The following is a 13,498-nucleotide window of genomic DNA, read 5'->3' as shown; positions in this document are numbered from 1 at the left end:
GGTCGTCACGAGATCCAAATCCACATCGACCAAGATTACGTGAGCAGGTTGAGTCAGGCGAGTTCTGGTAGAAACTCGCCTGACAAGCCGGTTAGCTCAGAGGTAGGTAGTAGCGACAGCTCTGGATCGGCGACGCACTCACCGGAGTGAGTGCGCCGCCTTCAGAGAGTGACACAGATCTCAGCATCCGAGACAGAAGAACATCCGTTCAGTTCTCCGATCACGCTTCATTAGCGATTCGACTCAACACCGTCTTGTTCAACTATCCGCATAAACACCGCCTCGACGCGCCGCTAAACTACAACGAATGACACCCCACCAGGACTCTCATAGCTGCCTCAACCTCCCCGCTTCGTACTCCTGTACTAACTCTCTACTAGGTACTTCCCCGGTGAGGCTCTGTTCTCGTTCGATCTCCAGCGGCATGGGGAGAGGGGGTGACTAACTGCGTAGAAGTGTGAAGTTCGAGGGACACTCATCCACGGTATCCGGGCTGTAGCGCCCATAGATCGGCTTCTTTCGCACACGGACTAGTCAAAAGACGTACTCTGTGGCACGGAATACAGGTCGGTCTCTTGTGCCCCATGTCTTGTGTTACGCTCATATGGAGTAGCAGCGTTTCCATCAGGTCAACAGAGCAAGTCAAAGAATCTGACACGGTCGATCAGGAGCTAGAAGCCTTTTAGCCGGCAAAATCGTAGCTATCACGCACGTAATGGCAACCTCAGAAAACGAATCGAAAGACACGCTAACCGTGTATCAAGAGCGGTTGGACGCACTCGACGCGACACTGGCATCGAAAATGGACCGTTGGAGTGTTCCAGCGTTGCGAGCCGCTGTCGGAGCGGTGTTCATCTGGTTCGGCGCACTCAAAGTACTCGGCGTCTCGCCGGCCGGTGACCTCGTCGCCTCAACGGTGTACATTCTTCCGCCTGAGTTTTTTGTCCCGGTACTTGGCGTATGGGAGGTGATCATCGGGATCTGTCTGCTCTATCCACCGCTTACGCGTGTTGGATTGCTGCTGTTAGCACTCCAACTTCCGGGGACGTTCCTCCCGATGATACTGCTGCCTGAAGTTGTCTATACCACGTTCCCGTACGGGTTAACGGTCGAGGGTCAGTATATCGTAAAGAACCTCGTAATAATTGCCGGCGCACTCGTTCTGGGAAGTACTGTGAGAGACGAATCTGCGTCAGTGTGAATTAGACAGTTGGCTGCTCGTGCTGAACGATGAACATAGAACGATTCACAAGCTATTGTTTACAGTTAAAATATGTCTGAATTATAGTTGGAAAGATCCTGCGTATTGACCGCCGAGGATTCTACTAAGTCCCACCGCGTCGCCGGCGTCCCCGGTGGCTCCCGTATCGAGAGCAGGAAGCGGTTCGTCTTCGGTCTGGAGATGTCGGAGACGACAGCAGACAGAACCTCGGCCATACCCGCAATCGCAGGGTCGCCGAGACACGTGACAGGGGCTCGTCCGTCGAGAAGCCGACGACTCTGTCACCGGACGACGGTTACAGGGACGGGCGACCGACGAACTACCTTCTCCGCGACGCTCCCAAGCAGGAGGCGTGAGACGCCTTCACGGCCGTGGCTCCCGACGACGACGTGGTTGATGTCGTCGCGTTCTGCGTAGTCGACGACGGTCCGGGCGGGGTCACCGACGTCGTGGACCGTTCGAACCGTTGCGTTCGACTCAGCGGGCGTCTCGAACTTCGTGAATACCTCCTCCGCCCGCTCGGTGGCTAGTTCTGTGAGTTCTGCGTCCGTACCGAAGGGGTCAGGTGTCTCATAGCCCGCTTCTCCCGGATCGAAGACGAATAGAACCGTCACCATGCTGGGGTCGAACCTGTCGAAGACGACCTTCCGGGCGTGTTCGGCGGGCTCCGATCCGTCGTAGGCGAGTAGTATGTTCGTCATAACACAATATAACTCACACAAGAACACAAAATAGTCTTGTGGTAATAGCAAAAGGCCACTCTCAAAATTTTGATTAAGCTCTTTTTATTCTCGGTCTCCAGTTGCTCAAAGTCGGATATCGCTGTGTATGCCATAGCGCTTTTGTGTATAACACACAATAAAGCACATGAATGCCCGCAGACGAAAACCAAGGCTTTGAGGAATCGTTCGCAGACATCGGTGCTCGCGAGACCTACCTCGGGACGACTCACGAGGACGCGGTTGAGCGGGTCAGGGAGGCGTTTACCGACGCCGGGTTCGGCACCCCGACCGAGTTCTCCCCCTCGGAGAACATCCGCGAACACACCGGCGAGGAGCTCCCGGCGACCCGGATCATCGGCATCGGCAACCCCCACGCGGGGAAAATCGTTGCCGAGGAGACGCGTGGCGACGCGGCGACGCTGTTCCCTTGTAACGTCGTCGTCCAGCAGGTCGGCGAGGAGACCCAGCGTGTCTACCACGTCAGCCTGCCGAAGGTGCTCGAACAGGTCGGTCTCGCACCCGACGACCCTGCGTCGTCCGACACCTGGCAGGAGGCCCTCGACATCGCCGGCGGTGGTGTTGAAGACGCCTTCGAGCGGCTGAACGCGAGCGACGTCGCTGCGCCCAACGGCCCTGCGCCAGCAGACGACTGAGACATCACACCTTACTTCCACACTCACACTCATGCTCCGGAATTTTCTCACCGCTGTCAAGGAGAATCTAATCTACGTTGTGGTCGCGTCGCTTGTCGCCGGTCTCGCGTTCGGGCAGGTCGCCGGCACCGGGACGAGGAGCCTGCTGAAGGCTGCTGTCCTCCCGGTGCTGTTCCTGATGATCTACCCGATGATGATCAACATCGACCTCAAGGAGGTCATCAACCTCCGCAGGCACGCGAAGCCGGTCGGGCTGAGCTTGATTGTCAACTTTGCCGTCGCGCCGCTGGTCGCAGTGGGGCTCGCCCGCACCTTCTTCGCTGGGAACCCCGCCTACGCGGTCGGACTGTACTTCATCGCGCTCATCCCCACGTCTGGGATGACCGCTGCGTGGACCGGGTTGGCCGACGGCGATCTTGAGGCCGCGCTGGTAGCGATGGCCGTGAACCTGCTCGCGGCCGTCGCCATCCTGCCGGCGTACCTCTCGGTGCTCGTACCTGCCTCGGTCGCGTTCGACCCGACGGCACTGTACCGCCAGCTGGCACAGGTTGTCGTGCTACCGATGGTGGCTGGGAACCTCACGCGACGCGTGCTGCTCCGCCAGTACGGCTCTGACGGTTTTACTCGGCTCAAGCCGATGTTCGGTGGCCTGAGCTCTGTTGGCGTGATGCTCATCGTCTTCATCGCGATGACGATGCGCTCACAGAGTATCCTCGCTGACCCGGTCGCCTCCGCTAGTACCATCGTCCCGCTGGTCGTCTTCTACGCCGTCATCCTCGTGGTGGGCGCGGGGCTCGGCCAGACACTGCTTGACACTGAACGCGGTGTCAGCTTAGTGTACGCGACGAGCATGCGCAACCTTTCCATTGCGCTGGCCATCGTCGTCGCGGCCGGGTCGGTGCCTGCCGAGGCGATCCTCCCCATCGCGCTGGCGTATATCCTCCAGCCGCCGCTCGGCGCGGCGTACATGCACTACCGTCGCGACGTCGTCGGCGAGGGGCTGACCCTCCGCGAGGCCGTCGCCGACCTGGTCTGACGTCGCTGGTCGGTTTTTTGTGTAATCATAATGTCCACGCAGGGGTAATTAAGATACCCGGGCTTGTGTGACCGGGTACGCGGAACGCAGTGGAAGATCTCCCATACGAAGCAGGGCTCCTCCCTACAGCTACGATACCGGAGGGAAATCTGAAACCGCGATTCGGTCGCTTTACAGCGACCAGATTAATTCGCTGAAATCAGTCTTCGAGTCCGAAGTCAGCAAGTGAGTGCGTATGATGCCACACGGCGACTACTTCGTCAACATCGAATGTGAGGACGCCGTCTGTCAACTGAATCTTGATGACTCCGTCTTCGATTTCTGAATCGTGGAGATGCATCTCCAGCGGCTCATCGAACTCTGAAACTGCGAGCATTAGTTCGCCTTTCTCTTCCAGTTCCGATTGGAGTTCCGCTGTTTCAACTCCCATTGTACTACCGGATACGGGTTTGACAAATGTAAAGATTAGTTTCATTTCTAAAAATCTATTTTTGCCGAAGGGTTTAGTTGTTTTAATAGCACAATACTGCTGTAGCTGAATCTGCCGTATCAGTCACGAGTCGGTAGCATCAATCTACGCTTACGGAGAATCGAGGAGAAATTCTCGGGCTTCAGCGCAAGGAGAATGTCACTCTGCTGGCACGGATTCGATTCGTTCGTTGTCGTCCGTCGCCGCGTACTCGTAGCGGTAGTAGCCGCCGGTCAGGCTGCGAGCGGTTATCCCGTACTCTGCCAGTACCCGCGTTGCCATGTAGGAACTCTTCCCGATCTTACAGTATGTGAACACCTCTCCGTCTGGGTTGGCGTCGGCGGCCCACTCTCGGAGCTCGCCGAGCGGGACGTTCTCGTCGCCGTCGATCCGTCCTTGGGCCTCCCGCATCTCCGGAGGGCGGGTGTCGATGACCGTTGCCTCGTCTTTCCGTTCGAGAAACTCATCGAGATGGACGACGTCGGCGATGCCTTCGACGACGTTCGCACCGATCATTCCTAACATGTTTACCGGGTCTTTCGCGGCCGAGTATGGCGGCGCGTATGCGAGATCGTAATCGCGGATATCGAACACGGTGTCCCGGTGTGCGATGGCCGTCGCGAGGACGTCGGTTCGCTTGTCGACGCCGCTCTCGCCGATAGCTTGGGCACCGAAGAGCGTTCCGTCGTCGGGATCGAACAGGAGTTTGAAGTCGATCTCTGACGCCCCGGGGTAGTACTCCGCGTGGTTCGGCTGACTTGTGTAGACCGCTTCGTAGGCCTGTCCCGCCTCGTCGAGCGCCGCTGCCGTGTCACCGACGGTACCGACGTCGAGATCGAACACCTTCGCGATCGAGGTGTCCAAGACCGGATCGAGGCGGTCGTCACGTCCAGCGATGTCGTTCGCGGCGACCCGGCCCATCCGGTTGGCCGGCCCACCGAGCGGTACCCACGCGTTCCCGTCGGTCCGAGCGGCCGGCGGAGCGGCGACGTCGCCGACGGCGTGGATCGACGGCGTCGACGTTCGCATTCTATCATCGACCGCGACCGCACCGCTGTCGTGTAGCTCAACGCCTGCCGACTCCGCCAACTCCGTTCGCGGCGTGACGCCGGTTGCGACGACGACGAGATCGAACGTCTCTTTCGAGCCGTCCGTCGTGGCGACAACTGTCCCGTCACCGGGTTCCGTCAGCGAGTCGACGCCGGTTCCCAGCCGGAGATCGACGCCCCGGTCGCGGAGCCGTGACTCGACTCTCGCTGCCATTTCCGGACCGAGTGTGTTTGGCATTACCTGTTCAAGTAACTCGGCGACGGCGACGTCGTTCCCGGCTTCAGAGAGGTTTTCGGCGACTTCGAGGCCGATGTAGCCGCCGCCGATAACGAGCGCTCGCTCGTCACCGGCCATCCCCTCGCGGACAGCCGTCGCGTCTGGGACGGTCCGGAGAGTGTGACAGTGTTCCAGTTCGGACAGGTCGAACATGGGCGGGACGAGCGGCTTCGCTCCCGTCGCGATAACGAGGTCGTCGTAGGCAATCGCCGCTGGCTCGCCGTCGGCCGCAGTGACCGAGACCGTCTGCGTATCCGGATCGACATTTGTCGCAGCGACGCCCGTTCGGATATCGAGGTCGAAGGCGGCTGCGAGCTGCTCGCTCCCCATCACTGTGAGATCGTCTTCAGCGACAGTGCCGCTGAGGTGATACGGCAGTCCGCAACTCGCGTACGAGATGTTCTCCCCCCGCTCGAGGACGACGATCTCGGCGGTCTCGTCGAGTCGTCGGAGTCGCGTCGCGGTGCTCATCCCGGCAGCGTTTCCCCCGATAACGACGTACTGCTGTGACACGCGTGGACGTTGCGTTCGTAGCAAATATATATTGAGCCGTATTCCTAATAGTGGGAATTATTGTGAGTTATGACCAAGTGCGCTAACGGGTTGTCTCGGGATCTCGTTCGCACCGTCGGCTCGCTGTATTTCACCGGTCAGATCACGCTGACGGTCTGAGACGCGCGCACCCGACCTGCGGGTTTGCTACTAGCAAACCGTTTATATTACACGAGCGGGTAATATCAACGAGATGAGCGACGAGACGCCACACCGCCGCCGGCGGCGCCGGCGTCGTCGCGACAACGGCCGGTTCGCGGAGACAGTCCCGCCCGAGGCGGTCCAAGACGTGTTTAGCGCCGTTGACGGCCCGGTCGTGACGACCACAGACGTCGCAGACGTGCTCGGGGTATCGACCGAGGCAGCGCGGACGAAGCTCAACGGGCTGGTCGAGCGGGGAGAGCTCCGCCGGCGTGAGACCGGCCGGACAGTCGTGTACTGGGTAGCCGACGACACCGGTGGCCGACCGGCAAAGGAGCGGCACGGGGGTGGACACGATGAGTGACGCGTCCTCTGCGAGCCTCCCCGTGAGCCCGGCGGAGGGGCGTCATCTCTGCGGGCTGCTGGTATTGACGCTCGCCGACGACTCCCCGGTCGGCACCGGTGTTTTGGCCGACTCCCTCGGCGTGAGCGGGCCGACGGTCACCGAGACGATTAAAACACTCGACGAAGCGGGGCTGGTGACCTACGAGCCCTACGTCGGGGTGGAGTTGGCCCCCCGCGGCGAGCGCATCGCACGGGACCTGTTGTGGCGGCGGTGTCTCGTCCAGCAGTTTTTCGAGACGGTGGATATCTCCTTGGACACCGAACAGGCCTACCGGATCGGCCGGACCGTTCCCTCCGGAGAGCTCTCCCGGCTAGACGACCAGCTCTCCCGGCCCTGTGACCGCCCCTGCGAGGCGACCGACGCGCTCGACTGCGAGCGGCTGGTCAGCCGGTGACCGACGGTGCGGTCCGTCAGTCTCCTCGCGGCCGCTGGGTTCGCGCTTGTTACCGCTGGCGCCGTGGCCGTACGGCCCACTAGCAACGAGCTCCGGCGCTACCGGTGGATCGTCGCCGTCATCTTCGGAGCGTCGGCGGTCAGCTACGCCGGTATCGGCCTCGGCTACGGACGGGTTGACCTCGCCACAGGCTCGGTCGCATGGCTCCACTACGCGGAGTGGCTCGTCGGGACGCCGGCGTACGTCGCCGGGTTGTTCTTGCTTACCGAGGAGCCCAACACGGTCCGTCTCGCAGTCGGCCTGGATCTGCTGATGGTCGGCGCCGGCATCGGCGCCGCGCTGACATCGGAGCCGGCGCGCTACGCACTGTTCGCACTCGCGACGCTGTCGTTGGTCGGACTGTTTGCCCTGCTCGTCGGTCGCCAAGGCGCCGGCGGCTGGCGCTCGGCGCTGTACACAGACCTACGGCGGTTATTTTTAGCTGTCGGCCCGGGCTATCCAGTTGTGTGGCTGCTCGGCAGCGAGGGGCTTGGCTTATTTGGGTTCGGCGTAACGAACCTTGGGTTCCTGTTACTCGACGCAGTGGTGAAAGCTGGGTTCTTGGTGTTGCTCTGCCGGGCTCAGCCCGTCGACATTATCCTCCCCGTCTGGGATGGCTGACCGCCCGGCAGACAACGGTATTGCTTGGACACCCGGTATCGCAGTATTGTAGAATCACCGTAGTGTCGTAATGGTACCCGCGAATGGGTTCGTCGCAGTGGCGGCGTCACGACCGCAGTACTTTTTAGGCGGGCCAAAAAATACTGAATCAGAGCGAGTGAGTATAATAATGCTCTCTGGACTCATCGCCTCGGTCATACCTGAACAGACGAATAACGGGTTGTCCGTCGGTAGCACCCACGTGGCGGCCCTCGAAAGCGGACAGACCGGAACGATTGAGCGGGTCGACGAAGACGTATCTGATCGCGCCCTTGCGATGGGCATTCGACCCGGACGCGAGCTTGAGGTGCGGTCCAAACAGCCGTTCCATGGTCCACTGGTTGTTGCGGTTGATCAGTCGGTGACGTCGATCAGTCGACAGTGCGCTCAAGGGATCGAACTCTCCGTTGAGTGATGTCCGATCCCTCGCAGATACTCCTCGTCGGACATCCAAACGTCGGCAAAAGCGTACTGTTCAACCGGCTCGCCGGCGCGAGTGCGACCGAGTCGAACTATCCCGGGACAACCGTCGACTACGCCGAGGGTGAGCTCGTCATCGACGGTGATCCGATTCCCATCATCGACACGCCAGGCACCTTCTCGCTTGATCCGCGAGACCGCGCAGAAGAGGTAACGGTCGAACTCCTCGAAGAAGCTGCCGATGTGCTCGTTATCGGCGTGATTGATGCCACACGTTTTGAGCGGGGGCTCAACCTCATGCTTGAGCTAATCGAACGCGGATACGAGCTCGTCGTGGCGCTCAATATGTGGGACCAGGCCCGTCGCAAGGGGATCGACATCGATGTCGACCGGGTTGAATGGTTGCTTGGCGTACCGGTTGTTCCGGCCGTTGCTACGGAGGGACGGGGGATTAAAACCCTCCAGCGTCGGATAGATGAGGCACACGCCCCGTCAATTGAACAGGTACAGACACGCGTTCGAAACGGCTCCTGATATGGACTCACAGCTTGATCCTGCGGCGCGGTGGGATCTCGTTGACGAAATCGCAGATCAAACTGTTGAGTACGAAACCGCTGAGGCCTCGGTTGCCGACGAAATCGGTCAGTTGATGGTTTCGCCGTGGACCGGCTTTCCCTTCGCAATCGCCGTGCTCTACGGGATGTGGGGATTCTTCGGCGCCGTCGCCGGCTTCTTCACCGATGGGTACTTCGTGCCCCTGTTCGATCGGTACTGGCTACCCTGGCTTCAGGAAACGTTCCCGTTTGAGGGCACTTGGGTGTACTTCGTCTTAGTCGGCGACCCGGCGGCAACCAATAGCTTCGAGGCGTTCGGGATGCTCACGAGTGGTCTCTTCGTCGCCGTGGGCGTTGTTGTTCCGGCGCTGCTTGCGTTATATTTCATCCTATCCGTCCTTGAGGATTCAGGGTATATCCCACGGCTGGCCGTGTTGCTCGATACGTTCTTCCACCGGATCGGCCTACACGGCTTCGCGGTCGTGCCGATGGTTCTCTCCTTTGGGTGTAACGTGCCGGGCGTCGAGGCGACCCGGTCACTAGAGGGGGAAAAACAGCGGTTTATAATGATGACCTTGCTGTCGGTGTTTATTCCCTGTGGCGCCCAGCTGGGGGTGATGCTCTCGTTGATCCCCCAGTATACGGGCTTCATCCTCCTGTATCTGATTGCTGGCTTCTTTGTGTTCGGTGCCGTCCTCAACCGGGTTGTCAGTGGCTCGACACCGGAGTTTATTGTCGACATCCCACCGCTTCGCTGGCCGCGGCCGCGACCACTCGGCCAGAAACTCGCGATGCGCACCCGCGGCTTTCTCACGACCGGTTTGCCGTTCGTCCTCGTGGGTGTCGGAGTGATGAACGTACTCTATGTGACTGACCTCATGAGTGTAATTGGGATGGCAGTCCAGCCCGTGCTAACCGGCTGGTTCGGCGTACCGGCAGACACGGTCCCCGCCCTTGTCGCCGGCTTCATGCGGAAGGACCTTGCCGTCGCCCAGCTGAGCGCCATCGCACTCACTCCCTACGAGACAGTAATGTCCGTAATCATGATCAGTATCTACTTTCCCTGTGTAGCCACTTTCGTTATGCTGATTAAGGAGGGCCGCAACAGCGGCGGACTTACGCGCGTCCTCCTTGGGAGTCTCGCCACGCTGATCGCAGCGCTGTTCATCTGGGGCGGCCTGTTCCATCTACTTGGGATCGTTATGGGGGTGGCATAAATGCGGATTACGCGTCTCTACTGGGCGTTTTTCGGAGCCGGCCTGCTCGTCGTTGGCGGAATCGAACTCGCCGCCGGGATCCTTGGCGTCAGTCGGGCAGTCGGACCAGTCTCGATCGGTGGCACCTACGTCCTCTGGCGTGGCATCATCCTCGCCACCGCCGGCGGACTGTACACCCATGCTGTCCTCGCCGACGTCCCCAGTGTACGCGAGCGGGCGACCGTTGTTCTCGCCAGTGGTATGCTCTGGATCACGGCCGGCACTCAGCTTTTGACTGCGGTCTTGGAAGCGATCCCGGGCGGCGCTGAGACGTGGATTGCTCCACCAGGGGCAATTTTCGGCGCATTAGCGCCACCGTACGTGCCAGCACTCATCGCCGTTCTGCTCACGCTCCCCGCCGTCCGTCACGTTGACGGAATCGCTGTTATCGACCGACTTCGTGAGGTGGTTGCGTCGTGAGTACCTACCGTCGTGTCCTCGCGATGGTCGCGCGAAACGTACCCGTCTCGACGATCGCCACCCGGTTGGACACGCGGGAAGATGCCATCCGTGGGATGCTTGACTCGATGGTCCGTGAGGGGTACCTCCGCACGATCGACTGTGAGTCGGCGGCCTGTAGCGGCTGTCCGATGTCCGATGCCTGTGGAATGGGTGCCGACGGGAATCCAATGAGCTATCTGCTGACACAGCGTGGTCGGGAACTGCTTGCGGAGCACGACTGCATCGCTGTCAAGTCCTAACTGGTCGACTTGCCGCGCCATACGAGTGTACGCCACCGCAAAAGCGGGTAACGCACAGATCAAGGGTGGTAACGAACGCTGCGCCGACGCCCTTCGCGACGGCACCGTAGAACGTGGCCGACTCGACAACCAGGTGGACGATACCGAGGATCGTCGTCGACGCTATCTCGTTCGTGCTGGTGGCGCTACTTCCGAGATAGTTGGTGAGAGAGAACCGGCATTTCAGCTGGCCGCCTAGGACTGACGCCCCACAGGACTGGCACTCACGGCCGGCGCAACAGAGCCACCACCAGCGCTTGTCGTGACGCGTTGGCGTCAGAGGGCACCTTCACCCCTATCGTCTAGCATCATATCCGGAATGGAGGACGCCTCGCCGGTCGGCTTCAGTTCGGTGAAATTTCGATAGCGATCACGCGGCAATCAGTGTGGTTGTCCCGGATTCGTATTTCAACGGCATGACCAGTGTCCGCTCTGTCTCGGATTTATCTATGGACTAAGGGATGCGAATATCTTATGCTTCAGACGGCATTATAAACGCTAGAAAGCTTTCTACAAACATATTTTATATGTGTTACCCGAACGTGTGGAACCGGAGATGTACCGACCAGTTACCGGTCGGTGCTCACGGAGCCAAAGAAGGGGTCCATATCCGTCCACCCATTCGTTTGTCTTCGAAATCCGCCTCAACCCATAACCAAGATGAATTTTACCATAGTCAAGGGTGTCATAGAACGATTCACAAGCTGTTGTTTACAGTTAAAACATGTCTGAATTAGTAGTTGGAAAGATTCTGCGTATTGACCGCCGAGGATTCTACTAACTCAGAGGAGTGTTCCGGTAGGCGTGCGAGATACAGAGGGTGAGTTCATCAGAGGAATCGCTTATCAGCCTGTTTAGATTTGATTGTTGACCGCGATGCGTTGAGCCAGCCTGTGTCTACATCATCTGGAACATCGAAGTCAGGGACGAACGGTTTGATATCCAGCAACGGTGTCCCATCAACGACATCGATTCCTCGGACGGTCACTTCGGGTCCTGTGATTGAATCAACTTCAACAACAGAGAGGCCGATTTGATTCGGGCGCTGTGGTGCTCGGGTGGCAAAGACGCCTCTTTGTTCTTCATCAAGAAATGGTTCAACCTGTAACGAACCGGTATCAGCAACTGCGTGAAAGTGATAAAGCAAAATACAGTGAGAGAACCCATCCAGGTCTTTCAACCCATTAACGTATGACTCCTTTAGCTCAACAGTTCCCTCTACGGTATCCGCTCCAGTTGGTTGGATCGGCATCCCTTCCGGCGATTCAAAAGGTGTCCGAATTACCCCAATTGACTCGTACTGGTACTGGTCATTTGGCATAATATTCCGTCAGTCTTCGAATGAGAAATCAGTGTCGTGACCGATACGCGCGCTCTATACAGCACGGACTTCGTGTCAATTGTAAAGGATTGTAGCAGGGTATTTTATCACATCTGAGTGGGCAGGCGTACAGGAAACGGGGGATTCTTGAACGTTTCAAACAGGATTTGAGATCCATAGTAGTAGGATTCTAGCACATCTAGGGGCGGATCTGTTGAAATCCTCGGCCGCTAGTAGTTCGTCAAGCTCATGCCGAATACAGAGAGCGAATACAACACGATCCACTACACACACCAGATTTATTCGACTCCCAAGCCTCTCTAGAATCATGAGTACAGACATCGACGACCCCGGCGATGAGGAGCCCATACTGCCGGTCAACATTTCACTGTCTGTTGGCGAGAGCGGAGACATGTGGATTGCTCGTGACGAAGACACCGGTGTCACGTCGCAAGGAAAGACCCGGGAGGCTGCGCTCGAAAACCTCGACGAGGCCGTCGCCGGCTATCACGGTGCTGGAGAGTCGCCGAGCGACGAGGAACTCCGTACGATGGGGATTAACCCGGAACAGAACAACTCTGGGTCACTGGACGAGTCTGACGTGTTCCAGTGACTGTATGGCACAAGGAACGTTTTCGGGCAAAGAGATCGTGAAGGTGATGGTGAACAGCGGTATCTACGAGTGGGACCGAACGAACGGTGACCATGCGATACTCCGCTGGGAACCGCCCGCAGACCACGATTCGGACGCGCGTACTGTTCCGGTCCCTCTACACGACGAGGTCAATATGGGAACGTTGCGGAGCATCGCCGAGCAGGCCGGCGCAAAGGATTTCGACGAATTCTGTGCGTGGATCAAGCGTAACAGGTAGCTCATACCGACCTCTTCGGTCCAGTGATGACCGACTGCTGAATTGTAATTGTGGCGGCAATGCGGGGTGGGAAGACACCGTAGTGCCGCCGTAAATAGCCGTATACGGGCTTCAAAGTCGAATTAAATCGCTATTTCTATTGTGTGAAACTCCCGGGAACTGGTGTATAGTATGAAAAAACACACCCCACGGTGCCGCCGTAACGAAAGCCACCGCTGCGATATTTGTTCAGCTACTGAGCAAGCAACCCTCCGTCGACAATAATTGGCTGTCCCATCACGTAGGAGGAATCCTCAGAACAGAGCCAAACGACTGTATCGGCTATCTCTTCTGGCTCACCGAGGCGTCCTGCTGGGATACCCGCAGTAATGCGGTCCATCTCTTCGCTGTTGTCCTCTCCCGCCTGTTTGACCATTGGTGTGTCGATAACACCCGGACAGACAGCGTTGAACCGGATTCCATCTTTAGCGTAATCAACTGTTGCCCGCCGAGTCAGTCCAATAACACCGTGTTTGCTGGCCGCGTAGTGTGCGCTTCCGTTCGCACTCACACCAGCGACCGAGGAAGTGTTGACGATGGCGCCACCACCTCGTTCAACCATCTCTGTGATCTCGGCTTTCAGACATCGCCAAACGCCTTTCAGATTCACGTCGATCATCCGATCCCACTGTGTTTCGTCGTATTCAGCAAGGCGGGTACCCTCATCTGCGATGCC

Annotated in this window: 18 protein-coding genes and 1 pseudogene; 13 read left to right on the top strand and 6 right to left on the bottom strand. The window is 58.7% G+C overall.

What is annotated here, in order from left to right:
* The first annotated feature begins 715 nt into the window (after window positions 1–715).
* On the top strand, window positions 716–1,201 hold the full coding sequence (locus tag Z052_RS14600) for a DoxX family membrane protein (RefSeq protein WP_094519924.1): 486 nt from the start codon (window positions 716–718) through the stop codon (window positions 1,199–1,201).
* A gap of 302 nt (window positions 1,202–1,503) precedes the next feature.
* Here Z052_RS14600 and Z052_RS14595 read toward each other — a convergent pair whose 3' ends face one another.
* On the bottom strand, window positions 1,504–1,923 hold the full coding sequence (locus tag Z052_RS14595) for a universal stress protein (RefSeq protein ID WP_094521198.1): 420 nt from the start codon (window positions 1,921–1,923) through the stop codon (window positions 1,504–1,506).
* A gap of 170 nt (window positions 1,924–2,093) precedes the next feature.
* On the opposite strand from Z052_RS14595, the gene Z052_RS14590 reads away from it, so the two are divergent.
* Together Z052_RS14590 and Z052_RS14585 are read left to right on the top strand one after the other, a co-directional pair.
* Window positions 2,094–2,597: a DUF302 domain-containing protein gene (locus tag Z052_RS14590; RefSeq protein ID WP_094521197.1), complete on the top strand. Its 504-nt coding sequence runs from the start codon at window positions 2,094–2,096 to the stop codon at window positions 2,595–2,597.
* A gap of 31 nt (window positions 2,598–2,628) precedes the next feature.
* Window positions 2,629–3,633, top strand: a complete 1,005-nt coding sequence (locus Z052_RS14585; RefSeq protein ID WP_094521196.1) for an arsenic resistance protein — start codon at window positions 2,629–2,631, stop codon at window positions 3,631–3,633.
* Between the two features lie 199 nt (window positions 3,634–3,832).
* Here the strand turns inward: Z052_RS14585 and Z052_RS14580 are convergent, their stop codons facing one another.
* The gene (locus Z052_RS14580; protein WP_049933177.1) at window positions 3,833–4,063 is read right to left on the bottom strand and encodes a hypothetical protein; all 231 of its coding nucleotides are present in this window, start codon (window positions 4,061–4,063) and stop codon (window positions 3,833–3,835) included.
* Between the two features lie 198 nt (window positions 4,064–4,261).
* A complete protein-coding gene (locus Z052_RS14575) occupies window positions 4,262–5,941 on the bottom strand; it encodes an FAD-dependent oxidoreductase (RefSeq protein WP_099289191.1) in 1,680 nt (559 codons plus the stop codon).
* 232 nt (window positions 5,942–6,173) lie between these two features.
* Between Z052_RS14575 and Z052_RS14570 the strand changes: the two genes are divergently transcribed.
* The 8 genes from Z052_RS14570 to Z052_RS14535 all read left to right on the top strand — a co-directional run bounded on the left by Z052_RS14570 (window position 6,174) and on the right by Z052_RS14535 (window position 10,551).
* A complete protein-coding gene (locus Z052_RS14570; protein ID WP_094521194.1) occupies window positions 6,174–6,485 on the top strand; it encodes a FaeA/PapI family transcriptional regulator in 312 nt (103 codons plus the stop codon).
* Window positions 6,478–6,921 (top strand): metal-dependent transcriptional regulator, encoded by a 444-nt coding sequence (locus Z052_RS14565; RefSeq protein ID WP_094521202.1) that lies wholly within the window; start codon window positions 6,478–6,480, stop codon window positions 6,919–6,921. The genes Z052_RS14570 and Z052_RS14565 overlap by 8 nt, the downstream gene beginning before the upstream one ends.
* Window positions 6,922–6,927: 6 nt before the next feature.
* On the top strand, window positions 6,928–7,581 hold the full coding sequence (locus tag Z052_RS14560) for a bacteriorhodopsin (protein WP_094521193.1): 654 nt from the start codon (window positions 6,928–6,930) through the stop codon (window positions 7,579–7,581).
* Between the two features lie 169 nt (window positions 7,582–7,750).
* Window positions 7,751–8,035 carry a FeoA family protein gene (locus Z052_RS14555; protein WP_158228705.1) on the top strand — a complete coding sequence of 95 codons (285 nt, stop codon included), beginning with the start codon at window positions 7,751–7,753 and terminating at the stop codon, window positions 8,033–8,035.
* Window positions 8,035–8,574, top strand: a complete 540-nt coding sequence (locus tag Z052_RS14550) for a FeoB small GTPase domain-containing protein (RefSeq protein ID WP_094521191.1) — start codon at window positions 8,035–8,037, stop codon at window positions 8,572–8,574. Before Z052_RS14555 ends, Z052_RS14550 begins: the two co-directional genes overlap by 1 nt.
* Window position 8,575: 1 nt before the next feature.
* Window positions 8,576–9,811 (top strand): nucleoside recognition domain-containing protein, encoded by a 1,236-nt coding sequence (locus Z052_RS14545; protein ID WP_158228704.1) that lies wholly within the window; start codon window positions 8,576–8,578, stop codon window positions 9,809–9,811.
* Entirely contained in the window at window positions 9,812–10,270 is a 459-nt protein-coding gene (locus Z052_RS14540; RefSeq protein ID WP_094521189.1) for a hypothetical protein, read from the top strand.
* Window positions 10,267–10,551, top strand: coding sequence for a FeoC-like transcriptional regulator (locus Z052_RS14535; RefSeq protein ID WP_094521188.1), 285 nt, complete (start codon window positions 10,267–10,269; stop codon window positions 10,549–10,551). The genes Z052_RS14540 and Z052_RS14535 overlap by 4 nt, the downstream gene beginning before the upstream one ends.
* A 76-nt stretch (window positions 10,552–10,627) precedes the next feature.
* On the opposite strand, the pseudogene Z052_RS21040 reads toward Z052_RS14535, so the two are convergent.
* Both Z052_RS21040 and tsaA read right to left on the bottom strand, forming a co-directional pair.
* Window positions 10,628–10,971: pseudogene (locus Z052_RS21040) on the bottom strand (hypothetical protein); the annotation flags it as partial.
* Window positions 10,972–11,419: 448 nt separating this feature from the next.
* The gene (tsaA, locus tag Z052_RS14530; protein ID WP_094521187.1) at window positions 11,420–11,911 is read right to left on the bottom strand and encodes a tRNA (N6-threonylcarbamoyladenosine(37)-N6)-methyltransferase TrmO; all 492 of its coding nucleotides are present in this window, start codon (window positions 11,909–11,911) and stop codon (window positions 11,420–11,422) included.
* A 328-nt stretch (window positions 11,912–12,239) separates the two neighbouring features.
* On the opposite strand from tsaA, the gene Z052_RS14525 reads away from it, so the two are divergent.
* Together Z052_RS14525 and Z052_RS14520 are read left to right on the top strand one after the other, a co-directional pair.
* Complete coding sequence (locus tag Z052_RS14525; RefSeq protein ID WP_049933568.1) at window positions 12,240–12,524, top strand: type II toxin-antitoxin system HicB family antitoxin; 285 nt, start codon at window positions 12,240–12,242, stop codon at window positions 12,522–12,524.
* A 4-nt stretch (window positions 12,525–12,528) separates the two neighbouring features.
* A complete protein-coding gene (locus Z052_RS14520; protein WP_007344157.1) occupies window positions 12,529–12,783 on the top strand; it encodes a type II toxin-antitoxin system HicA family toxin in 255 nt (84 codons plus the stop codon).
* A 232-nt stretch (window positions 12,784–13,015) separates the two neighbouring features.
* Here the strand turns inward: Z052_RS14520 and Z052_RS14515 are convergent.
* The coding region (locus tag Z052_RS14515) for an SDR family oxidoreductase (RefSeq protein ID WP_099289190.1) at window positions 13,016–13,498 on the bottom strand (483 nt) is incomplete at its 5' end.

This window comes from Halorubrum sp. C191 (genome assembly GCF_002727095.1).
Lineage (GTDB): Archaea > Halobacteriota > Halobacteria > Halobacteriales > Haloferacaceae > Halorubrum > Halorubrum ezzemoulense.
Note: the sequence above shows the minus strand (reverse complement) of the source record. Positions and strands in the feature narration are given on the sequence as shown.

Coding starts and splice junctions, on each gene's coding strand:
- Z052_RS14600 (WP_094519924.1), top strand. CDS start 716: ATGGCAACCTCAGAAAACGAATCGAAAGACACGCTAACCGTGTATCAA.
- Z052_RS14595 (WP_094521198.1), bottom strand. CDS start 1,923: ATGACGAACATACTACTCGCCTACGACGGATCGGAGCCCGCCGAACAC.
- Z052_RS14590 (WP_094521197.1), top strand. CDS start 2,094: ATGCCCGCAGACGAAAACCAAGGCTTTGAGGAATCGTTCGCAGACATC.
- Z052_RS14585 (WP_094521196.1), top strand. CDS start 2,629: ATGCTCCGGAATTTTCTCACCGCTGTCAAGGAGAATCTAATCTACGTT.
- Z052_RS14580 (WP_049933177.1), bottom strand. CDS start 4,063: ATGGGAGTTGAAACAGCGGAACTCCAATCGGAACTGGAAGAGAAAGGC.
- Z052_RS14570 (WP_094521194.1), top strand. CDS start 6,174: ATGAGCGACGAGACGCCACACCGCCGCCGGCGGCGCCGGCGTCGTCGC.
- Z052_RS14565 (WP_094521202.1), top strand. CDS start 6,478: ATGAGTGACGCGTCCTCTGCGAGCCTCCCCGTGAGCCCGGCGGAGGGG.
- Z052_RS14555 (WP_158228705.1), top strand. CDS start 7,751: ATGCTCTCTGGACTCATCGCCTCGGTCATACCTGAACAGACGAATAAC.
- Z052_RS14550 (WP_094521191.1), top strand. CDS start 8,035: ATGTCCGATCCCTCGCAGATACTCCTCGTCGGACATCCAAACGTCGGC.
- Z052_RS14545 (WP_158228704.1), top strand. CDS start 8,576: ATGGACTCACAGCTTGATCCTGCGGCGCGGTGGGATCTCGTTGACGAA.
- Z052_RS14540 (WP_094521189.1), top strand. CDS start 9,812: ATGCGGATTACGCGTCTCTACTGGGCGTTTTTCGGAGCCGGCCTGCTC.
- tsaA (WP_094521187.1), bottom strand. CDS start 11,911: ATGCCAAATGACCAGTACCAGTACGAGTCAATTGGGGTAATTCGGACA.
- Z052_RS14525 (WP_049933568.1), top strand. CDS start 12,240: ATGAGTACAGACATCGACGACCCCGGCGATGAGGAGCCCATACTGCCG.
- Z052_RS14520 (WP_007344157.1), top strand. CDS start 12,529: ATGGCACAAGGAACGTTTTCGGGCAAAGAGATCGTGAAGGTGATGGTG.